At 37.1% G+C, this 21,935-nt stretch carries 16 protein-coding genes and 1 pseudogene; 5 read left to right on the forward strand and 12 right to left on the reverse strand.

Annotation, left to right across the window (positions count from 1 at the left end; translation table 11 throughout):
* Positions 1 to 384 precede the first annotated feature (384 nt).
* Positions 385 to 1,641: an aspartate kinase gene (locus ACFIMS_RS06550; RefSeq protein WP_375650702.1), complete on the reverse strand. Its 1,257-nt coding sequence runs from the start codon at positions 1,639 to 1,641 to the stop codon at positions 385 to 387.
* 188 nt (positions 1,642 to 1,829) lie between these two features.
* Here ACFIMS_RS06550 and ubiG point away from each other — a divergent pair, with 188 nt between their 5' ends.
* Positions 1,830 to 2,573, forward strand: coding sequence for a bifunctional 2-polyprenyl-6-hydroxyphenol methylase/3-demethylubiquinol 3-O-methyltransferase UbiG (gene ubiG, locus ACFIMS_RS06555; RefSeq protein ID WP_375638029.1), 744 nt, complete (start codon positions 1,830 to 1,832; stop codon positions 2,571 to 2,573).
* Between the two features lie 20 nt (positions 2,574 to 2,593).
* Here the strand turns inward: ubiG and grxC are convergent, their stop codons facing one another.
* On the reverse strand, positions 2,594 to 2,848 hold the full coding sequence (grxC, locus tag ACFIMS_RS06560; RefSeq protein WP_375612081.1) for a glutaredoxin 3: 255 nt from the start codon (positions 2,846 to 2,848) through the stop codon (positions 2,594 to 2,596).
* A 47-nt stretch (positions 2,849 to 2,895) separates the two neighbouring features.
* The gene (locus tag ACFIMS_RS06565; RefSeq protein ID WP_375621100.1) at positions 2,896 to 3,681 is read right to left on the reverse strand and encodes a ComF family protein; all 786 of its coding nucleotides are present in this window, start codon (positions 3,679 to 3,681) and stop codon (positions 2,896 to 2,898) included.
* A gap of 196 nt (positions 3,682 to 3,877) precedes the next feature.
* On the opposite strand from ACFIMS_RS06565, the gene ACFIMS_RS06570 reads away from it, so the two are divergent.
* On the forward strand, positions 3,878 to 4,756 hold the full coding sequence (locus tag ACFIMS_RS06570; protein ID WP_375696509.1) for a methyltransferase: 879 nt from the start codon (positions 3,878 to 3,880) through the stop codon (positions 4,754 to 4,756).
* Positions 4,757 to 4,763: 7 nt separating this feature from the next.
* On the opposite strand, the gene ACFIMS_RS06575 is transcribed toward ACFIMS_RS06570, so the two are convergent.
* Positions 4,764 to 6,119 (reverse strand): L-cystine transporter, encoded by a 1,356-nt coding sequence (locus ACFIMS_RS06575; RefSeq protein ID WP_375696510.1) that lies wholly within the window; start codon positions 6,117 to 6,119, stop codon positions 4,764 to 4,766.
* 797 nt (positions 6,120 to 6,916) lie between these two features.
* Here ACFIMS_RS06575 and ACFIMS_RS06580 point away from each other — a divergent pair.
* Positions 6,917 to 7,500, forward strand: a pseudogene (locus tag ACFIMS_RS06580) (type ISP restriction/modification enzyme); the annotation flags it as partial.
* 995 nt (positions 7,501 to 8,495) lie between these two features.
* Here ACFIMS_RS06580 and ACFIMS_RS06585 read toward each other — a convergent pair.
* Both ACFIMS_RS06585 and ACFIMS_RS06590 read right to left on the reverse strand, forming a co-directional pair.
* The gene (locus ACFIMS_RS06585) at positions 8,496 to 9,869 is read right to left on the reverse strand and encodes a glutamate--cysteine ligase (RefSeq protein WP_375612076.1); all 1,374 of its coding nucleotides are present in this window, start codon (positions 9,867 to 9,869) and stop codon (positions 8,496 to 8,498) included.
* Between the two features lie 68 nt (positions 9,870 to 9,937).
* Positions 9,938 to 10,681 (reverse strand): 16S rRNA (uracil(1498)-N(3))-methyltransferase, encoded by a 744-nt coding sequence (locus ACFIMS_RS06590; RefSeq protein ID WP_375696511.1) that lies wholly within the window; start codon positions 10,679 to 10,681, stop codon positions 9,938 to 9,940.
* 235 nt (positions 10,682 to 10,916) lie between these two features.
* Between ACFIMS_RS06590 and ACFIMS_RS06595 the strand changes: the two genes are divergently transcribed.
* Positions 10,917 to 11,060: a hypothetical protein gene (locus ACFIMS_RS06595; protein ID WP_375606448.1), complete on the forward strand. Its 144-nt coding sequence runs from the start codon at positions 10,917 to 10,919 to the stop codon at positions 11,058 to 11,060.
* A gap of 319 nt (positions 11,061 to 11,379) precedes the next feature.
* Here the strand turns inward: ACFIMS_RS06595 and ACFIMS_RS06600 are convergent, their stop codons facing one another.
* Positions 11,380 to 13,260 carry an AsmA family protein gene (locus ACFIMS_RS06600; RefSeq protein WP_375696512.1) on the reverse strand — a complete coding sequence of 627 codons (1,881 nt, stop codon included), beginning with the start codon at positions 13,258 to 13,260 and terminating at the stop codon, positions 11,380 to 11,382.
* Between the two features lie 305 nt (positions 13,261 to 13,565).
* Here ACFIMS_RS06600 and folD point away from each other — a divergent pair, with 305 nt between their 5' ends.
* On the forward strand, positions 13,566 to 14,465 hold the full coding sequence (gene folD, locus ACFIMS_RS06605) for a bifunctional methylenetetrahydrofolate dehydrogenase/methenyltetrahydrofolate cyclohydrolase FolD (protein ID WP_375616355.1): 900 nt from the start codon (positions 13,566 to 13,568) through the stop codon (positions 14,463 to 14,465).
* Positions 14,466 to 14,525: 60 nt separating this feature from the next.
* On the opposite strand, the gene edd is transcribed toward folD, so the two are convergent.
* The 5 genes from edd to ACFIMS_RS06630 all read right to left on the reverse strand — a co-directional run bounded on the left by edd (position 14,526) and on the right by ACFIMS_RS06630 (position 21,483).
* A complete protein-coding gene (edd, locus tag ACFIMS_RS06610; RefSeq protein WP_375681146.1) occupies positions 14,526 to 16,349 on the reverse strand; it encodes a phosphogluconate dehydratase in 1,824 nt (607 codons plus the stop codon).
* Between the two features lie 55 nt (positions 16,350 to 16,404).
* Complete coding sequence (gene pgl / locus ACFIMS_RS06615) at positions 16,405 to 17,157, reverse strand: 6-phosphogluconolactonase (protein WP_375616357.1); 753 nt, start codon at positions 17,155 to 17,157, stop codon at positions 16,405 to 16,407.
* A 10-nt stretch (positions 17,158 to 17,167) separates the two neighbouring features.
* Positions 17,168 to 18,640, reverse strand: a complete 1,473-nt coding sequence (gene zwf / locus ACFIMS_RS06620) for a glucose-6-phosphate dehydrogenase (RefSeq protein WP_375696513.1) — start codon at positions 18,638 to 18,640, stop codon at positions 17,168 to 17,170.
* A 120-nt stretch (positions 18,641 to 18,760) separates the two neighbouring features.
* Positions 18,761 to 20,050 carry an NAD(P)/FAD-dependent oxidoreductase gene (locus tag ACFIMS_RS06625; RefSeq protein ID WP_375681145.1) on the reverse strand — a complete coding sequence of 430 codons (1,290 nt, stop codon included), beginning with the start codon at positions 20,048 to 20,050 and terminating at the stop codon, positions 18,761 to 18,763.
* A 5-nt stretch (positions 20,051 to 20,055) separates the two neighbouring features.
* Positions 20,056 to 21,483, reverse strand: coding sequence for a glutamine synthetase family protein (locus tag ACFIMS_RS06630; RefSeq protein WP_375681144.1), 1,428 nt, complete (start codon positions 21,481 to 21,483; stop codon positions 20,056 to 20,058).
* Positions 21,484 to 21,935: the final 452 nt, after the last annotated feature.

Here is a 21,935-nt window from a genome sequence, read left to right on the forward strand (position 1 = left end):
TCCCATTTCTCTAAGATTTATAATATTAAATCTGTATTCACGAGGCTGTCCCTCATGTAACATGCATTCTTTGAATAAACGCAGTGCATTGTTCCTTAGTTCTATTAAGGCTTATCGTAAAGTCTTCTCCATCTCACTCTATAGGCTCTAAAACGTTTATAGACGGCATATTTTATATCCCTTCTTAAACAGTTTTTTACCCAAACATCTTTCTCTTGTAATGTATAAGTGACCATTTTAAATTCATCATGAACAAGTTTAAAATGAGAGAGTCCTGCTGTATTAAATATTCCATTTAAGTTAAAATATAAATATCCTTAACAAAAATTATTAATATATATTAAAGCTTTACGTTATTGAAACTCTGTTGAAACTAAAAAATACTTATCCCTTATCAAGTGCATAAACAGCATGTAATGTTCTAACCGCAAGTTCAGTGTAAGCACTATCAATCAAAATAGAAATTTTAATTTCTGAGGTCGTAATTGCTTGAATGTTAATACCCTTTTCAGCCAAAGCCTTAAATGCTGTAGCGGCAACACCTGCATGGCTACGCATTCCAATACCAATCACAGATACCTTGGCGAGATCGCTTTCAAACTGGAGAACATCAAATCCAATTTCTTTGCGATTCTTTTCAAGAAGTGTAACGGCTTTTTCTACATCTGATGATGGTACAGTAAAAGTCATATCAGTTTTTGAGCCATCTTCAGAAATATTTTGCACAATCATATCAACATTAATGCTTTCTTCAGCCAAGGGACCAAAAATTGCTGCCGAAATCCCTGGACGATCGGCAAGCCGACGAAGGGAAATTTGTGCTTCATCCTTAGCAAAAGCAATACCAGTAACATTTTGTTGTTCCACAATTTCATCCTCATCGCAAATAAGTGTTCCAGAAGAACTCATTGGATCCTCCATGCCTAACGCATCAGGATCCTCAAAACTTGAACGCACAAAGGTACGAACCTTATGAACCATTGCCAATTCAACAGAACGAACCTGTAAAACCTTTGCACCAAGAGAAGCCATTTCTAGCATTTCTTCAAAAGCTACTTTTGGTAAACGACGCGCTTTCGGCTCTATACGTGGATCCGTTGTATAAACACCATCCACATCCGTATAAATATCACAGCGATCAGCTTGTACAGCAGCGGCTATAGCAACAGCACTTGTATCTGATCCCCCACGCCCTAAGGTAGAAATCCGGTTATCCGGAGATAACCCCTGAAAACCAGCAATAACGGCAACCTGACCTTCCTGAAAACACTCGATTAAAAAAGATCCATCAATATTAGTAATACGTGCACGGCCATGCGCATTGTCTGTATGAATAGGAATTTGCCAACCAAGCCATGAACGTGCATTCACCCCCATTTCTCGAAGTGTCAAAGCCAACAAACCTGACGTAACCTGTTCACCAGAAGCAACCACAACATCATATTCACGAGCATCTCTATGCATAGAGGAAGCATCACTTGTCCACTGAACAAGTTCATTTGTTTTACCAGCCATCGCAGATACGACAACGGCAACCTCATTGCCTGCATCAACCTCTCTTTTGACATGCCTTGCAACATTATGAATACATTCAATGTTTGCTACAGACGTTCCACCAAATTTCATGACAATGCGCGCCATTAATAACACTCTTACCTTTACATCTCTTATCTCAAACAGTAATGAGAATTAGATGCTGTATCAACTAACCATTTTCTCGACATAGCGAATATCTATCATTTGTGCAAGTTTCATTATGATTATATTAATTTCTCTTGACTTTGTATAAAATCTACTTGACCTGATCATTAAAAATAAAGGAAGGCAACATGATCGATGAAACACAAACAACTATTGATCAAAGTGAAATTGATCATTTTTCACGTATTGCTACAGAATGGTGGAATCCACAAGGAAAATTTCGACCTCTTCACCAATTTAACCCAACACGCCTTGCTTACATCAGAGAAAAAATCTGTTTAGAGTTTAATCGTGACCCTTCTTCACTTACGCCCTTTCACAATTTGAAAATTCTTGATATTGGCTGTGGAGGAGGCTTGTTATCTGAACCAATGGCACGTCTTGGTGCTATAGTTGTAGGCGTTGATGCTGCACAAACAAATATTGAAGTCGCAAAAACCCATGCAGCTCAAAATGATCTTTCCATTGATTACCGCACGACGACAGCAGAAGTACTTGCCAATGAAGGAGAAAAATTTGATATCATCCTTAATATGGAAGTTGTTGAACATGTCGCTGACGTTAATCTCTTCATAGAAGCTACAGCAAAAATGCTGAAACCACAAGGGGTGATGTTTGTCTCAACACTCAACCGCACATGGAAAGCATGGGGGCTTGCTATTGTAGGCGCTGAATATATTCTACGTTGGCTTCCTAAAGGAACCCATGATTATAAAAAATTCCTAAAACCTCTAGAACTTAAAAATTTCTTATCAAAAAACGCTCTGACTGTCATTGATGAGATAGGTATTACTTATAACCCATTAAACGACAGCTGGAATCGCTCAAAAGACATGGGCGTTAACTATCTCCTTCTTGCAAAACGGTCTTAAGAATATGTAATTTACAAATATCATATGCCTTGTAATAAAGAATTGAGCTTTCCCTCAGCCTCTAAAGCATAAAGATCATCACAACCGCCAACGTGATAATCACCTATGAAAATTTGTGGAAATGTATTACGTCCATTTGCACGCTGTACCATTTCTTGGCGAAGGGATGTGGAAGCATCAATATCTGTATACTTTACGCCTTTTTTATTAAGCAAATCACGTGCTTTTGTACAATAAGGACAGTTAGGGCGTGTATAAATTATTACCTCTTTCATAGTATTATCCTCCAATATTTTTTAATAATATTCATTTTAAATTCCTCTTAAGAAGAGGGAAAAATAGAATCTTCTTTGAGAACACGCGAAAATGTTAGCACATCAACCTGTCGTGCACCTGCATCTTTTAATGCAGCAGCTGCTGCTGTAACTGTTGCACCCGTTGTAAATACATCATCAATCAGCAAAACAGAACATCCTTTGAGATATTTTTTAACTTTATGCGAAACCTTAAAAGCATTTTTTACGTTAAGTTTTCTCTCTCTCGAAGAAAGACTAACCTGCGGACGGGTATGCCGACAACGAACAAGCCAACTCGGTTTTAAAAGCTTTTTTTGTGATGCTGCAATGTAACGTGCAAGCTCAGCAGATTGATTATAACGCCTCTCCCAAAAACGACGAAAATGCAATGGAATGGGAATAATAACATCACAATCATCAATAACCTCGCGTCCAGCAAACATCATCCAATTGGCCATAAATGATGCCAATTCTATATGATCACCATATTTTAAGCGCGTTACTAAAGTTCGTGCAAGCCCTTTATGAACAATGACTGAGCGAACACGTGAAAAAGGATGGGAATTACGGAGTGCTTCACCACTAAGAAAACCATCCCCCATATCACAAACAAAAGGAGTCCCCATAACAGGACAATAAGGTTTTGTGATAAATTGAAGATCTTTCCAACATTCGGAGCAAATCGTACCATAAGTAAAAACATTTTGCTTACATCCAGGACAAATTGGTGGATAAAGCATCGTTTTCAAGCGTTCAACGAACTTACTTAGTATATCTCCGCTATTTAACGCCGCTTCTCGAAAATACAACATTATAAATTTAGGCTTTTACAAGTTTCCCTCAGAACAAAAGTTCCTTTGTATTTCCTCAATTTATAATTTTAATTCCTTTAAAAACTCTTACCTTCTATAAATTTATTTTCTTTCATATTATAAACTTGACAGAGCTTGCACAAATAATGAACCTTTTTAAAATATATTCTTTCATAGATCGAAAGTGTTCTACAATATGTCGCATCCTTTAATTTTTGATCATAACCGCATTGAACAATTCCGAAAACGTGCCTTTCAAAAAGCAAAAAAAGGATGTGACTTTTTACTCTCTCACATGGCAGAAGATCTCTATAAACGCCTTAGCACTGTTGATCGCCTCTTTACATTAGCTCTCGATTTACACAGCCATACAGACCTTGCTGCGCAAGCTTTAATGAAATCTGGAAAAGTTTGTTCCATAGAACGCATTGAGACCGATACGCTTTATCAAAGCCATGATAAAAAATTTCATTTACGTCATCGAGAATTTCTTGATTTACCTCAAAGTTACTGTGACCTTATTGTTTCACTTCTTTCATTACAATTGACCAATGATACCCCTGGTGTTCTAAGCCAGATAAAAAATACTCTTAAACCAGATGGCTTATTTCTTGCTGTTATGGCAGGAGCTGGTACATTAAGAGAATTGCGCGAAAGCCTGCTGCAAGCTGAAAGTGAAATTTATGATGGAGCAAGCCCTAGAATCTACCCTTTTGCCGACATTCGTGATGCAGGCGCTCTTTTACAGCGTGTTGGCTTTGCCCTGCCTGTAGCAGACGTTGAAGATATCACAATACGTTATAATACAATGTTTGACCTTATGCACGATCTTAAAGCTATGGGAATGCAAAATGCACTCATCAATCGTTCACGACGCCCTGTATCCAAACGTTTTTTTCTCCGCGCAGCTGAAATCTATGCACAACGATTTAGTGATCCTGATGGACGTATTCGTGCACATTTTTCTTTCATCTGGCTCTCTGGTTGGGCTCCTCATCCCAATCAACAAAAACCGCTACAACCTGGTTCAGCGCAAATATCTCTTACAGATGTTTTACAGCCCCCAAAAATATAATCTAAAATTATTTTTTAAAAATACTTTTATCTGTTGTCCGTAATATTTGACTGGTGACCGTTCCAGCTATCATTGAATCGCTCACGTTTAGAGCAGTCCGTCCCATATCAATTAGCGGTTCAATAGAGATAAGTACAGCAACCAAAGTAACAGGAAGCCCCATAATTGGTAACACAATCAATGCAGCGAAAATAGCACCTCCCCCCACACCAGCAACACCAATAGAACTCAACGTTACAACACCAATAAGCGTAGCAATCCAAGTAGGATCAAGAGGATTAATACCCATAGAGGGTGCAATCATGGTCGCAAGCATCGCTGGATAAAGACCAGCACAACCATTTTGTCCAATTGTTGCCCCAAAAGAAGCTGCAAAACTCGCAATGGATTGTGGTACACCTATCCACTGTGTTTGCGCTTCAATATTCAAAGGAATACTTGCAGCACTTGAACGACTGCTAAAAGCAAATGTTAAAACTGGTAAAACCTTTTTGAAAAAACGAAAGGGATTAATCCCAGAAATACCAAGCAATACACCATGAATTCCAAAAATTAAAATAATACCGACATAAGAGGCAATGATAAAAACCAGTAAATTTAAAATATCTGTAATACGCGATATTGCTCCTACTTTCGTCATAAGTGCAAAAATACCATAAGGCGTCAAAGCAATCACAATACGGACTAACCGCATAATCCAAGCTTGTGCCACTTGAATAAATAAAAGCGCTTTTTCTCCTTTTTCTGGCTCATCTTTCTTTAAAAGAAGAACCGATGCACCTAAAAATGACGCAAAAATCACAACACTAATAATTGACGTACGTTTAGCTCCACTCAATTCAGCAAATGGATTTTTAGGAATCATAGACAAAATCATCTTTGGTATATTCATATCTCCAAGTTGAGAAATATGACCTTCAAGAATAGCAGAGACATTTTGCCCTTCATGCACCAAACCATTTGCTGTTAATCCAAAGAAATTAACCACAAACACGCCAACCAATGCTGAAAGAGCCGTTGTAAAAAGCAATATTGAAATTGTTATTATACTCATCTTTCCAACAGCATAAACAGAATGTAAATGAGCAACCGCTGAAACGATAGAGACAAAAACCAGTGGCATAACAATCATTTGCAACAATAAAATATAGCCTTCACCGACAATGTTAAACCATTCAACGGATTTCAATAAAGTGCCTTCACCCTCTCCATAAACAAACTGTAAAATACTTCCAAAAATCAAGCCAAGGATAAGCCCTAGCATAACACGTAGTGAAAGACTCCATTGCATTTTCTTACTTTGAGAAACCAACAATAAAAAAATAACAAATAGAAATAAATTGACGAAAAAATTAAATGTCATTGTCTATGCTCACTATTATTATGGTTGACATAAATAATCTGCATAATTCAAAATCAATGCATGATATTTAAAATTAACCTATAAAGCTTACAAGGCTTTTACAAAATCATTATTTTTTTAATTTATAGATTAAAAGAGAATTTTTTATCTACTAATAACTGTTTAAAGAAAATAAATAAAATTATTTTTTTATTCTTTAAATTTTCACTCTCATAAAATAGTTAAAAAAGAGAAATATAAGCAACATTCATTGCATCTTAATACTGAATAATTACAGCATATCTTATTCTATAAATCTCCTTACCTCTCTCTTTTTCTATTTGAACTGAAGCGAGCTTTCCAAGCAAGGATGAATTAACAATCGAACATTCATGATTTTTCTAGAAAATACACCAACAAGCTACTTCTGCTCATTTTATGGACTGCACTCTCAATAGCTTTGATCAGCACTTCAAATATAATTATTTTATTGAAAATACTTTTTATATATTCTTTCTTTGCTCTCAATGAAAGCTTTTTTATTTTTCAAAACTCTTTTTATAGTCATAAAAAGTCTTTGAAATACAACATGTTGATTTATAATCATAATTTACTGTTTTGCATATTAAATGAGAGTCCCGAATAACGTAAGATTCTCTCATTTCAAACCTGTTTATCTTGAATCAATCAAAATCATTTGCTTGCACGTCACAAGCAGGGCTGGCGTATGAGTAAAAATGTATAAGAAAGGAGTAGAAAGACCTCTTATGAAACATCTTAATGCAAGAGCTGCCGCAACATTGGAGGGCGGAGCTTGAGCAGAAAATATAAATAATATGATTGCTTTTTATAATAGCGCAGTAAAACGTTTTAACGATACCTATTCATATACTGATCGAACAACACGTGCACGTGCTATAGATAATTTTGTCACTTTAGATATAAAAAAGATAAGTTGGAGTTATAATGTTACGCAATAACTAATAAGAGGAAAGGTTTTTGAATTTGAAGAGGCATGCCTCACTCAGAGTTCATATCATCCTTTTACGCAACAGTGGTTTTATTATAATCGGAATCTCAACGATGGAATTTACCAAATGCCTCGTATAGTCCTGATAGGACAAAAAGTTGAAAATAGGATGATACAAATTACAGGCATAGGAGCACGAAGCGTTTTTTCTGTATTGATAGCTAAGAATTTGCCTAATCTAGATGCAATAGATACAGGTCAATGCTTTCCACGGTATCTTTATAAAAACGTTGAATCTCTGTAACTGTTCATGATGAAAAACAATCCCATTTGTTTGCAAATTCAATAAAGGAAAGAAAAACATCTGGTTTACAGAGGCGTGATGCCATTACGGATGAAGGACGAGCACATTTTAAAGCTGCTTATCCTAGTGGAGCATAACAAAGACGATTACAAATTTCTAGATAATGAAAACAATGGAAAAGACTGAGGATATATGATTACAATGAGAGGCTTTAAGCCTACAAATATTATAAATTTTATGAATAGTACAGTTTAAAGCATTAAAAGCAGTCTTACAGTAGATTTACAATGTATGGGGATAATTAATTGCCTATAATAAGTTGCGCTCATACTGATAAAGATTATTCTGCTATAGAAATGTTGTGCTTTTTTGAATTTTTGTGCGTATTCAAACACTCATTCGTTACAAGCTCAATCTCTTTATCTCGTGCCTCTTTATCAAGAGTAATAGTATTTTAATATAATACCCCTTTGCATACAAATAGTTATTTCTTATCTATGAATAGCTTATAATTTCATATAACTCTATGAAGATAATATTTTTTATTTATCAATATTTAATGATGTAATTAACACATTCATTATATATAATAATCTTTATTTCTATCTATTTACATAATATATTTCTTTTTTTTATAAAAATAAAATTGAGTTATACATACATAGATCTATCGGTATTTTTTCTACTGTCTTTTTAGCGCACTGAAAGATTGATATCGTAATTTTTGTATAATAAAATACTCTTTCATATAAGCATCGTATATTGAATTATAATAATTGACTATTAACCGCAAATTATATTTTTTATCCCTTTTAAAAGTAAAAAATATAATTTTCAGACCTATTCATAAGTAGGCTTAGCCAAGTGAATAAAAAATGTTTGATAATAAGCTTTATCTCTTATGAACTATCTTTTGTACAAAGGGACAACATTATGATTACAGAAATATCGTGATATTATTGGGTATAAAAATCACACTCCCCAAGAAATTTTTGTATTGTATCCTTTCCGTTATGAGAAATGTTAAAAGCAAGGTAGGATATGCTCTCTAGAGCAAATGAGTGAATGAACCACCACGGTTATATGCATTTTTAAAAAAGTAGGAAGTATCTTTACTTCAAATTTAATAGGCACATTCTAAAAATAAAGGTTCTACCGACTCATTCCAAATAGAATAGTAATGGGACAAAAATTTTTCAGCATCTGTTTGTCCCATTGCAACAACCTCTTCTAGAGGATTAAGAAAATTTGTTTCATCAAAACCATTCGTATCATACTGTTTGCGATTTTTTAAGCCTTTGCGAGCAATAGCGAGAGCTTGACGTGCTAACTCTAAAAGAATAGTTTGACGAAAAGGAGTTCTTAACCCTTCTTTAGGAACGCGTTGGCGCAACTCTAAAACTTCTTCAAAACACCAATCTTTTGTCAAAGCCTCTGCCTCATTAAGTGCTTCCCTATCATAAAGAAGCCCAACCCAAAAAGCCGACAACGCACAAATGCGCTTCCAAGAACCACAATCAGCTCCCCTCATTTCTAAAAATCTTTTTAAGCGGACTTCAGGAAATAACGTTGATAAGTGATTAATCCAATCTCCCATGTTTGGAATTGAATTTGCAACTTGTCCTTTTAATGCTCCATTCATAAACTGACGAAACGTTATGTGTGTACAATCATAATAACGACCATCACGCACAACAAAATACATTGGAACATCAAGGGCCCATTCAACATAATCAGCAAAACCAAAACGCTCAGAAAATACAAAGGGCAGAACGCCTGTCCTCTGATTATCAGTATTACGCCAAATTTCAGAACGCCACGATAAAAAGCCATTTGGGCGCCCTTCTGTAAAGGGCGAACTTGCAAATAATGCCGTTGCAATGGACTGTAACTTCATGGATACTTGCATTTTTCGCCGCATATCACTTTCAGATGAAAAATCAAGATTAACCTGAACTGTTGATGTGCGATACATCATATTAAGACCATTATACCCCACTTTAGGCATATAATCAGTCATAATCTGATAACGTGATTTAGGCATTCGCGGCGTTTCAGCTAAAGTCCACTTTGGACTAGCTCCAAGACCTAGAAAACCTATACCTAATGGTTCTGCAATTTTTTTGAGAAGAGTTAAATGCTCCATCAACTCGTAATATGTATGGCTTACTGATTTTAATGGTGCACCAGATAATTCAAATTGTCCCCCAGGTTCCAAAGAAATGGCTCCCTGATCAACTGATCCTACGAGCCCAATAATATTCTCTTCATCTAAAATAGGTTTCCATCCTAAGGCGCTTTGCATCCTCTCTAAAAGCGCTCGGATTCCCCTCTCTCCTTCATAAGGAACAGGGTGAAAACCATCTCTATAAAACGGAAATTTTTCATGTTCTGTACCAATGCGCCAATCATCTTCTGCTTTATACCCCCCTTGGAAATAGCTAACCAAAGAATCTAAGTTATAAATTTCACTTTCATCAGTTATATCAAGCGCCATAACTTACCGTATCCTATAATTGGTATCATTATCTTAAATAAATTGTTTAGAATGATTTTACAGATTTCTCAATCCATTGCCCAATCCCCCACGGTAGCATTAAGAAGAGCCAAAGCAGCAACAGCGGCAGTATCAGCGCGTAAAATACGCGGACCTAGTGATATTGGAACCACAAAAGGATGTTTTTTTAAAAAGCTCCGCTCTTCTTCACTAAAGCCACCTTCCGGTCCAATAAGAATACCAGGTGTTGTAACGTCACGCTTTTTAAAAGAAGGTAATGGATTATGCGATTTATGCTCTTCATCACAAAAGAATAAAGGCTGTGTCTCATCCCACTGTGCTAAAAGTTCTGCTAATGATAGAGCAGATACGCATTCAGGAAGAGATAAAATTCCACACTGTTCAGAAGCTTCAATAACATTGGCTTCCATACGCGCCATATTGATACGCGTAACCTGCGTATGATGCGTTATAACAGGCTGCAAAATCGATACCCCCATTTCAACAGCTTTCTGCACCATATAATCCAACCGCGCGTTTTTGAGTGGAGCAAAGCAATAAATAAGATTGGAATGCGTCGTTTGTAATCTTTCTTGATGGATAAGCTGAACCACAACAAATTTTTTCTTAACAATGATAAGTTTAGCAAGCCACTCACCATCCTGTCCATTAAAAAGTAAAATTTCTGCTCCTTCTTTCATCCGCAAAACATGCACAAGATAAAAAGCTTGTGCCCCCTCTATCTTTATTTCTTCATTCAAAGCCAATGTCTGTCGAATGAATAATCTTTTAAGTTTATAATTTATGCGCATAAAAATTTTGCCAATGCTCACTATCGTCATCGAGAAAATGAAGAAAAATATATAGCAAAAAGAAAAAATTATATCTATAGAACTATAATATATTAAAGAATTATAGAGTTTTTTTAGCTTTATGAGATAATAATAGGAACTTATAGATCCTTAAGTGATTCTGCTTTCATAAAAGTTTAAATAATGCACCATTCATCTTTGCATTCAGTCATTGATGCATCCGTGGAGGAAAAATATGTCTGCTAAAAAAGCTACAATTATTACGATTACAACCCTCTTAGCCTTTATTTTGATTACAGTGGGAATTGGTTCTGTTGGAGCAGATGGGAAGCATACAGTTACCAAAGATGGCTATGGTATTTCTTCTGAGATTCAATAAGCACTGACCGACATCCCTTAAAAATTTAGTGTAACAAAATATTGTTAGCAACCTTCTAAGACTTGCATCAATATTATGAATCTCTTGTATTTAAAAGATTTTATAAGAAGCGTTGTTCTTCCTCTCTTCACTCGTTTATCGACATACCAACCACGCTTATAACGTAGAGGACGATTTTTATGACTTTATCACGAATAGATTTAAAATGAGAGAATCTTACGATAGTGGAATTTCTTATTTAAGTTTAAAAACAACTTTAAATTGTAAACGGATGAGTTATAATTATAAAATAAAATGTTGTATAGACGAAAAATAATACTCAATCTGTATCAGTGTCTTTTGTAATTAAAAAATTACCACGATCTTGTCCTTTAGAGCTCAGAGAAAATGTAAAAGGCCATGCAAGGCTGTTAGCAAGGCATTGAACATCTTTACATAAAGTGTCTGATCTATAATTTTTTCGTAATTGTGCCTGTAGTATCAATTCATTCTGATTCCCTTGAGAAATAGCAGTTGCAATAGCTCCCTGAATGGATAAACTCAAGTTTGCTGTATGCATCAATGACTCTGTCACTTTCATCACACCTTCTGAAAAGCTTGTCTGGATATCCCAGTGATCAAAAGTTGTGGAGAGAGAATCATCATTTGTTAAAAGAAATTGTTGTTTGTTTGAAAGTCTTGTTTGTAATTCATTCAAATCATACCCTAATAGCCGACCAGAAGACATCTTTAATGTTAATTCACTCTGCATTTTTGTAAAAACTTCCATCCAAGAATCAGCCAGTGTCTGTATCGTTGCGGTAAAATTCGTTTTGCTTTGTATAAATGGAATAAATCCTAAAGCTTCTAGAGCTTCCTGCATATCAATAGAAGCACCTGAAATATTTCCTCCAATACGCACTTTCTGTCCAACTGGCGTAACTTCAATATTACTTTGAATGGATCCACCCCAAATATTCGCATGCCCAAGATCAAAAATACCATGCCCATTTTTTATTTGTATTGCAGCAGCTAAATTTGTGAGTGAAATATTCCCTATTTTAGTTTGTGGTGCAGAAAGTCGTACATCCACCCCAATACAATCAAAATTTGTCATATCAAAAAATGAATTTTTCTTTTTGCTTGAAAAAAACATTGAGCCCAAAGTGCTAGAATCTAAGTTATCAAATGCTAAAGAGCCCATAATATTTGGTACAGAATCTTGAAAATCAAGTTCTAAAGCCCCACGTGCATTAGTTTGCCCCATCGTAAAGGTAACATTGTTCATTTGGATATGCATTGGTTGCGCTAAAAAATGAGATTCCCATACAATGGGTATTTTTAATTTATGTCCCCAAAACTGATTCCCACCAATCCAAGACAATGTCTGATTCCATCCCGGAGAACGCATCGATACCTTTCCATCAAAAATATAATATTCAGATAACCGAGCCTGTCCTGTAAACGTTATTCCCCCACGCACAGAATTGAGACTTGCCTTAATCTGGCTTTTTCCTCCTGCAAGAAGCAGCAATGCTTGAGAAGCATCAATTGATAACTTTGTAAATTCTCCACGCCAACGAGCATCTGCACGCAACCGTACTTCCTGAGTCGATTCAGCCCAATCTAAAGTTGCATTTAATCCTGTTATTTTTTCTGCGACTCCCGAAAAACTATCGTGATACACAAGAACTCCATTTTCAATAACAATCCTCCCAAAAGGTTGTTTCAAAAGATGCTCTAGCTCTGGATGTTCAGGATTATTTTTTAATATTTCACGCGCATTGCGTATTGCCAATCCTAATGCACCTTGTGAGCGAGAAAACCGATCAAAAAAATCTGCTATTGTTTTAACAGGCTTTTCTATAACAAATTGAGGACGCATAATCCGCGTCTCTGAAAAAGAAATATGTCCCCAAAGAAGATCGACGACAGAAAGATCAACTTCTATTGATTCAGCTTCCATTAATGGCGCAACATCATCCATTTTTGATGTTAAAGTAACGCCAGAAAGAAATGCTTTAGGATAAGGAAAAAGATGTAACCGCGGTGGATCACGCAATTGCACATTGTAACCCGTCCATGCACTTAAATCCTGCGCTAAACGAATACGAATCGCATCTGTAGAAATAAGATAAGGTAAAACGAGAATCCCCACTCCAAATAAAAAGATAATTGTAATAAAAATTCCGCTCAAAAATTTTATTATTCTGATGCGCACAATATCCCTCTGCAGTTATCCCCCTATAACAGATTAAATACAAAATTAAATGATCGTTAAAAGGTTTTTTATATCCTTATAATTCGCCTTATATATTTATATCTTCATTATTTTTATTCTTTATCCAAAGTTTATTCAAACAGCAATGTTGCTGCTTCTTTATAAAGCAATTATTTAAAAGTCTTCTAAAACTATAAATCCACAACCTTATCAAACCATTCTTACCGTTATTGCTATAAAACTCTATCGTATCATTAGAAAATGCTTTACAAAAAAACAAACAGCCTTACCGAAAGGATCTCTGAATGAATAACATTATCGACGGAAAAAAACTTGCTGAAGAGATTATCATAAAAGTTAAGGCCGAAACAACAAAGCTCCGCCGTCACTATAATATACAACCTAGCATCGCTGTTATTATTGTTGGAGATGATCCCGCAAGTCAAGTATATGTCGCCTCAAAAAATAAAAAAGCCGAAGAATGTGGGTTTCTTTCAATCAAACATGTCGTTTCCAAAGAAACCCAAGAAAAAGAACTGCTACAACTTATTGCAACATTAAATTCTGATCCTAAAATTCATGGTATTTTGGTACAGCTGCCTCTCCCTACCCATATGAATACAAATCGCATAACACAAGCCGTTGCTTTCCAAAAAGATGTTGATGGTTTTCATTATATTAATGTAGGAAAACTCGCGGCAAATGCACTTGAAGATGCGATTATTCCCTGCACACCAGCTGGTGCCATGATGATGATTGAACAACAATGTGGACGAGATTTATCTGGACTTGATGCTGTCGTTGTTGGACGCTCTAATATTGTTGGAAAACCTATGGCTGCTCTTTTAACAGCAGCCAATGCCACTGTGACAATTGCCCATAGTCGCACCCGAGATCTTGATGATGTGTGTCGAAGCGCTGATATTCTAGTAGCAGCTGTAGGCCGCCCACAAATGATTAAAAAAGACTGGGTGAAAAATGGTGCAATTGTTATTGATGTCGGTATTAACCGCGTTGCTGCACCAGAAAAAGGTATAGGGAAAACACGTCTTGTTGGTGATGTCGATTTTGAAAACGTAAAAGAAAAAGCTGCTGCGATCACCCCTGTTCCAGGAGGCGTTGGACCAATGACAATTGCCATGCTTATGGTTAATACACTCAAAGCTGCTGCGCGATCACACAATCTTCCTATACCAAAATTCTAAGAATTGTAACAATTCATTTTGCATGGTTTCATTGCATATGATTTACCATTTTTACATTCGTCATGTCATAAAAACAGATGCCCCTTGATCTGCACGATTAACGGATTGACGAAACACATGAAAAAGTTCGCGTCCAACACCATATTCGTTTTTTGAAAGATCAGGAGGCGTGGTTGTTCGCGCGTTAAATTTTGCTAAATCTTCCAAAAGAGTTAATTTACCCCCATGAACATCAAGGAAAACAATGTCACCATCCTGCAAACGTGCAATGGGGCCATTATCCACTGCTTCTGGTGTCACATGGAGAGCAGCAGGAATTTTTCCTGATGCCCCTGACATACGACCATCGGTTATCAATGCTACCTTTTGACCGCGATCTTGTAAAACGCCTAAAATGGTCGTTAACTTATGAAGCTCTGGCATACCATTGGCTTTTGGTCCTTGATAGCGAATAACAGCGATAAAATCTTTATCATGCAACGCTCCAGATTTAAAAGATTTTTGTAGTTCTTCTTGATCATTAAAAACAAAGACTGGTGCTTTAATCTGCCAATACTCTGGTTTAACAGAGGAAACTTTTATAATAGCTGTTCCCAAATCTCCCGATAAAACGCGAATACCCCCTTCAGGCTGAAATGGCTCTCTCCACCCCGCTAACACCTTATAATCACCACTTTCCTTGAGAGCCGCTTCACGTACCACATGACCATCAGCAGAAAGCTTTGCTTCAATTGCATAAGCATTGAGATCTTTACCAAAAACCGTAGAAACATCTTCATGTACCAAACCTGCCTCAATAAGCTCGCGGATAATAAATCCTATCCCCCCTGCTGCATAAAAATGATTGATATCAGCCAAACCATTCGGATAAATTCGCGCTAAAAGAGGCACAACGGATGAAATTTCTGCAATATCATGCCATGTCAATTTAATACCGCAAACAGCAGCTATAGCAATCAAATGAATCGTATGATTGGTAGAACCTCCTGTTGCATTTAATCCTACAATAGCATTCACAAAAGAACGCTCATCAATGATCATTCCAAGTGGACTATAATGATCACCAAGATCTGTCATTTCAAGTACACGTTTCGTGGCTTCTTTTGTTAAAGCATCACGCAACGGTGTATTCGCATTAATAAAAGAAGCTCCCGGCATATGAAGCCCCATCATCTCCAGTATCACCTGATTAGAGTTAGCTGTTCCATAAAATGTACATGTTCCTGGCCCATGATAAGAACGTGCTTCCGATGCTAGAAGTGTTTGGCGATCTATTTTATTTTCCGCGTAAAGTTGACGTATCTTTGCTTTTTCATCATTACCTTGACCACTTGTCATAGGACCAGCAGCTATAAAAATTCCTGGTAAATGACCAAATGTTAGGGCACCAATCAATAAACCTGGCACAATTTTATCACACACCCCAAGATACAATGCTGCATCAAAGACATCGTGTGATAAGCTTATAGCTGTTGCCATTGCAATTACTTCACGCGAAAAAAGGGAAAGCTCCATCCCCGCATTTCCCTGCGTAACACCATCGCACATCGCGGGAACACCACCTGCAACCTGTGCAACACCACCAACCATACGGGCCGACTCTTTAATTAAGTGAGGAAATTTTTCAAAAGGTTGATGTGCTGAAAGTATATCATTATATGCCGTGATAATGCCAATATTCCCAACGATATTTCCCTTCAAACGCTCTTTATCTATTGCACCACAAGCAGCAAAGCCATGAGCCTGATTGGCGCATCCTAAAAAACTCCGTTTGGGGCGATGAACTTGTGCTTTCGCAATACGATCTAAGTAAATTTCTCGTGTTGATCGAGAACGTTCATAAATCCTTCGTGTAACTGTAGCAATTGTCTTGGAAAGTGCCATATTTCTCTCCCCCTTTCATTGTTTCTTCCCCTCATTCATTGAGAGAGATTACGTTTTATTCACCTTGTGTCGCATATTTTGATTCACTTATTTCATTTTCTGCAGGCGACCAATAAACCTGAACGAGATGAGGGGAATTACGCAAAATTGCCCGAATAGGCATTTCTGTTTCAGCCCCATCTTGACAAGCTTCCTCAAAACAATCGCGTTTCTGAAAACCCTCGAAATGGAGAATAATGCAACGAGATTGCATAATAACTGGCAAAGTTAGTGAGAGTCTTGGCTCAACAGCACTCTTAGCATGAAGGGGTAAAACAAGTGCTTGTGTTCGTAAATCAAGCGCTTGCTTTAAACGATCAGCATCAGGAAAAAAAGAAGCCGTATGTCCATCCTCCCCCATTCCTAAAACAACAACATCAAAGGGTTTAGGCAAAGTATTAACACGACTCGCCGCTGAAAAAGCAGCAAGTTCAGCAGTAATTGCTTTATGATAAAGCCCTACAAAACGTGCTTTTGCGGCAAAATTTTGTAACAAATGACACCGTACCATATGTTCATTTGAACGTTCATCGTGTGTAGGGACAAAACGTTCATCGACCAAAGTGATAATGATCTTTTGCCAATCAATATCTGCTTTTGACAAATAATGAAAAAACAATTCTGGTGTTTTACCACCAGACACCGCTAAAACTGCTCTCTTGCGCTCAAGAACAGATACACTAAGCTCTGCGGCTACTCGATCTGCTAATGCCAAAGCTAAAGTCTGAGGGGTTTCAAAGTCTAAACGATCAATATTCATTCTATACATACTTATTGCTCTAAACTAAATTGTTCCATATACGTCCATCACGTTCCATGAGGCTCATCGAAGCAGACGGACCCCACGAACCAGCGTTATAACTGTGAACAGGCTGTTTTATTGCTTCCCATCCCTCAATGATTGGATCAATCCAACGCCAAGCAGCCTCAACTTCATCACGACGCATAAACAGTGTTTGATCTCCACGAATAACATCCATTAATAAACGTTCATAAGCATCAGGATTACGTTCAGAAAATGCGGAAGCAAAACTCATGTCTAATGGAATGTGACGAAACCGCATACCGCCATAACTTGGATCCTTAATCATCAACCATTGTTTTACACCTTCATCAGGTTGGAGACGAATTACAAGCCGATTAGAAAAAATTTCATCTAAATCCACATTAAAAATATTATGAGGAATAGGTTTAAAAACCACAACAATTTCAGACATTCGCGTGAACATGCGCTTACCTGTTCGTAAATAAAAAGGCGTATTAGCCCAACGCCAGTTATCAATCTTAACCTTAAGTGCTACAAATGTTTCACTCTTACTCACTCTTCCTAGATCATCAAAATAAGACTCTACCGATATACCATTTGATAGACCAGAAAGATACTGCCCACGTACAGTATGCTGCCCTACATTATGGACATCAAGCGGTGTTAAAGAATGTAAAACTTTAAGTTTTTCATCGCGCACAGCATTAGCACTGTTGGTAAATGGTATTTCCATCGCAACCAAACAAAGTAACTGTAGCATATGGTTTTGAACCATATCGCGTAGAGCACCAGTGCTTTCATAGTATTCTGTACGCCCCTCTAACCCTAAAGATTCAGCAACGGTTATTTGAACATGATCAATATAATTGGAGTTCCATAGCGGTTCATAAAGTGTATTAACAAACCGCAATGCCATTAAATTTTGAACAGTTTCCTTCCCAAGATAATGATCAATGCGAAAGATCTGCTCTTCATTAAAGGCGCTTGCAAATACATCATTAAGTGAAATAGCTGTTTTTACATCGCAACCAATTGGTTTTTCAATGATAATCCGTGTTTGTGCTGTCACCAAATTATTTTTTCCCAACTTCATCGCAATATCAGCAAAAAGTGACGAACCAACAGCCAAATAAAAAGCTCGAATATCTGCTGAATCTTGTGACAGAAGGAGAGCTAAATCCTCCCACCCTCGATTTGAGGTAACATCAACAGAAACGTAAGTTAAACGTGCAAGAAAACGATTGAGTTCTGTTGAATTGAGATCTTTTGGATGGATATGTTTTTCTAAAGAAATGCGAACAAAATTTTGATATTCTTCACAACTTAAGGAAGTGCGCGAAACCCCAATAATACGTGTTGGCTCACTGAATTGCCCAGCACACTGACAATGATATAAAGCCAGCAAAAGCTTGCGCAACGCCAGATCACCATTGCCACCAAAAACAATACAATCAAAGGAAGAAACTGGAATAATTTTACGCACCATGAACTTGTTTATTTTTCTAATCGATTATGAAATTCCATATCACTTATAAAAGCTTTCATCATTAAAGCAGACAGATACTAAATAAGCCATTAATTTTCTTCATTTCAAGCAATGTTTCCATTAAAGGCGATCCATTAAAGAAAACCAACGCATTGCTAAAAATATAAGCGGATAACGCAAAACGCGTCCCCCCGGAAAAGATGAAATCTTTAAGTCTTGGAAATAGGAAAAACGTTCATATTTTCCAGTTAACCATTCTGCGTATAATTTTCCCACGAAAGGAGCCAACATAACGCCATGCCCTGAATAACCACCACAATAAGTTATCCTTGAGAAAAGTTGTCGAACATAGGGCATGCGCTCAACTGTGATGGCAACCGTTGCTCCCCACCGATGGCTTAAATTGATAGAATGTAAGTGAGGATAAATTTCAACAATTTGCCGTTTTATACGTTCATCTAAATTTAGAGGATGCTTATTATCATAACTTTCTACACCACCAAATAAGAGACGATTATCAATGCTTTTGCGAAAATAGCGAACCATAAAACGGGAATCATCAACCGATTCCCCCCCTATAAGAATTGAACTATGCTTTGGTAATGGGTCCGTTGCTCCAATATAAGAGCGAATAGAAACAATATTTTTTTCAATAAAACGCTCCAGACCAAGTTTATACCCATTTGTTGCAAGTAAAACATGCTCTGCTGTTACACTGCCTTTTTCTGTTATTACTTTCCAATGGTCTCCCTTGCGCCTTACGGTCGTTACTTGTGACTTCTCATAAAGCTTAGCACCAGCATCTTGGGCTCTTTTTGCTAACCCAACAATCAATTTTAAGGGGTTTATATGGCCGGTATCCGCATCATAAATACCACCACAATAAAAAGTTGATCCAAGTCGCTCAGATGTTTCAGCCTTATCCATAAAAGTAAGCGCGTGATAGCCATAACGCTGCATCGCCTCAATATGCCGTTGATAAGAGAAAAGCTCACGCTTTTTATGGGTTACAGAAAGCTGTCCTCCTATCAAATCACAAGGACAATTAGGCATCGCGCATAACGATAAAATATCTTTTTTAGCTTCTTCTGCTAAATCAAACAGAACCTTACTGCGCTCAAAACCATATTTTTTCTCTAATGTTTCTACCCACTGCCGTTGCCCCGTTCCTAATTGACCACCATTGCGCCCTGAAGCGCCATCACCAAAACGTGATGCTTCAAACAAAACAACACCCACTCCAGCTTTGGCTAAATGATAAGCAGCTGAAAGTCCCGTAAAACCGCCTCCAATAATGACCACATCACACTGTCTGTTTTCACAAAAAGAAGGATACGATGGACGTTCTCTTAAAGCATCTTCATACCAAGAAATTCCTGGAGAAATTAGATTATCATCAATCGTTGTCATAAAATTTAAACATTCAGCAGGAGATATTCACGCTCCCACGGACTAATTACTTCCATAAAAGTTTCAAACTCTTGTCGTTTGATTGCAGCATAAGTACTGACAAACACATCCCCTAAAATAGCACGTATTGCTGTATCTTGTTCAAATAAATTAACGGCCTCAATGAGTCCACGCGGCAACTCAATATTATCAGCGTTTACATTATTTGTCGCTGGCTCATCTGGCTCAATTTTTTGCTGTAAACCAATAAGACCACACGCTAAAGAAGCTGCAAGGGCTAAATAAGGATTCGCATCTGATGAAGGAAGCCTATTCTCGACACGCCGCGCTTGAGGAGCAGAACGGGGAACTCGAAAAGCTGTCGTCCGATTATCATATCCCCATCGCAAATTAACAGGAGCCGAATTATCAGGGACAAGACGTCGATAAGAATTCACATAAGGTGCAAGCATCACAAGTACCCCTGGCATATGTTTTTGCAATCCACCAATAAAATGGCGAAAACAGATACTTTCTTCACCATTTTCCTGTGTAAAAATATTCATACCGGTTTTCTTATCAACAACCGATTGGTGAATATGCATAGCAGAACCCGGCTGCCCTTGAATGGGTTTTGCCATAAAAGTTGCATACATATTATGTTTTAGTGCTGCTTCACGAATTGTTCGTTTAAACATAAAAACTTGATCCGCTAACTCAATAGGATCACCATGACGTAAATTAATTTCAAACTGACCTGCTCCTTCTTCATGAATGAGGGTATCAATTTCCAATCCTTGTGCCTCTGAAAATTGATAAATATCATCAATCAAATCATCAAATTCATTAACACCAGCAATGGAGTACCCCTGTCCACCACCAATTGAACGCCCAGAACGACCAACCGGTGGAACTAACGGATAATCAGGATCGGGATTTTTTTGTACCAAATAAAACTCAATTTCTGGTGAAACAACAGGGCTTAAACCCATTTTTGTGTAAAAATGAACCACTGTTCGTAAAACATTGCGTGGTGTGTAATCCACAACCTGACCATTTTGATACACAAGATCACAAATCACCTGTGCCGTAGGAGCATCTTCCCATGGAACAATGCTTAACGTAGAAAGATCAGGCTCAAGGCGTAAATCACCATCTGCTTTAGGATATTCAAAACCATGACCATCTTCCGGATAATCCCCTGAAATTGTTGCCATAAAAACTGCTGAAGGCAATGCCAATGATGTTTCCGATGTAAATTTTTTAGAAAGCATCATCTTGCCCCGTGGTACCCCTGCTTGATCAGGCGTAATACATTCAATATCCTCTACCTTACGGAAAGCAAGCCATTGTGAAACTTGTTCCCAATTGTGCACACCACGTAAACTTTTGAGAAAACGAGAAACAGGTTTAAAATTCTTACTTTTCGTTTGTTTACCATTTTTTACATCCATAACATACCAACTTTAAAAACAATCAAGTCCTATTCTTATTGTATCAGCCCATGCATAAACGACACGAAAAAAAATTATCAACTGATATTTTTGAAGAATACTATAAGATCCATCAAGGTAAAAGAACTTTGCGCTCAAAAAGCTATCCTATCATCATAGTGAAAAAATTGATATTGCACGCGATACATCGGTGCGAACCTTCTCCTTATATAAAACAGCGAGAAATACCATATTGTACGTAACCTAATTCCGATTCAAATAATCATATATAAGCAAACATTGGCGAGAATAATAAAGGCGAGATATTTAATTTCCTTTTGGTTGTAGCAATGCTTAATTAAAAGAAAAGAAACTTTTCTTTTAATATGAAGCAAGTTTTGTAACTCTATTGTTATCCACGTAGAAGTAAACACCCTAGGATGGTGAATAGCCTTTACAGCTGTGCTTACAAA

Source organism: Bartonella sp. AP331QHHD, from assembly GCF_042195905.1.
GTDB lineage: Bacteria > Pseudomonadota > Alphaproteobacteria > Rhizobiales > Rhizobiaceae > Bartonella.

Bases quoted from the DNA above. Each gene is read 5' to 3' on its own strand.
- grxC (WP_375612081.1), bottom strand. From the start codon at position 2,848: ATGAAAGAGGTAATAATTTATACACGCCCTAACTGTCCTTATTGTACA.
- ACFIMS_RS06595 (WP_375606448.1), top strand. From the start codon at position 10,917: ATGTCTGCTAAAAAAGCTACAATTATTACGATTACAACCCTCTTAGCC.
- ACFIMS_RS06570 (WP_375696509.1), top strand. From the start codon at position 3,878: ATGTCGCATCCTTTAATTTTTGATCATAACCGCATTGAACAATTCCGA.
- ACFIMS_RS06590 (WP_375696511.1), bottom strand. From the start codon at position 10,681: ATGCGCATAAATTATAAACTTAAAAGATTATTCATTCGACAGACATTG.
- ACFIMS_RS06630 (WP_375681144.1), bottom strand. From the start codon at position 21,483: ATGGATGTAAAAAATGGTAAACAAACGAAAAGTAAGAATTTTAAACCT.
- ACFIMS_RS06585 (WP_375612076.1), bottom strand. From the start codon at position 9,869: ATGGCGCTTGATATAACTGATGAAAGTGAAATTTATAACTTAGATTCT.
- edd (WP_375681146.1), bottom strand. From the start codon at position 16,349: ATGGCACTTTCCAAGACAATTGCTACAGTTACACGAAGGATTTATGAA.
- ACFIMS_RS06575 (WP_375696510.1), bottom strand. From the start codon at position 6,119: ATGACATTTAATTTTTTCGTCAATTTATTTCTATTTGTTATTTTTTTA.
- ubiG (WP_375638029.1), top strand. From the start codon at position 1,830: ATGATCGATGAAACACAAACAACTATTGATCAAAGTGAAATTGATCAT.
- folD (WP_375616355.1), top strand. From the start codon at position 13,566: ATGAATAACATTATCGACGGAAAAAAACTTGCTGAAGAGATTATCATA.
- ACFIMS_RS06565 (WP_375621100.1), bottom strand. From the start codon at position 3,681: ATGTTGTATTTTCGAGAAGCGGCGTTAAATAGCGGAGATATACTAAGT.
- ACFIMS_RS06625 (WP_375681145.1), bottom strand. From the start codon at position 20,050: ATGACAACGATTGATGATAATCTAATTTCTCCAGGAATTTCTTGGTAT.
- ACFIMS_RS06550 (WP_375650702.1), bottom strand. From the start codon at position 1,641: ATGGCGCGCATTGTCATGAAATTTGGTGGAACGTCTGTAGCAAACATT.
- zwf (WP_375696513.1), bottom strand. From the start codon at position 18,640: ATGGTGCGTAAAATTATTCCAGTTTCTTCCTTTGATTGTATTGTTTTT.
- pgl (WP_375616357.1), bottom strand. From the start codon at position 17,157: ATGTATAGAATGAATATTGATCGTTTAGACTTTGAAACCCCTCAGACT.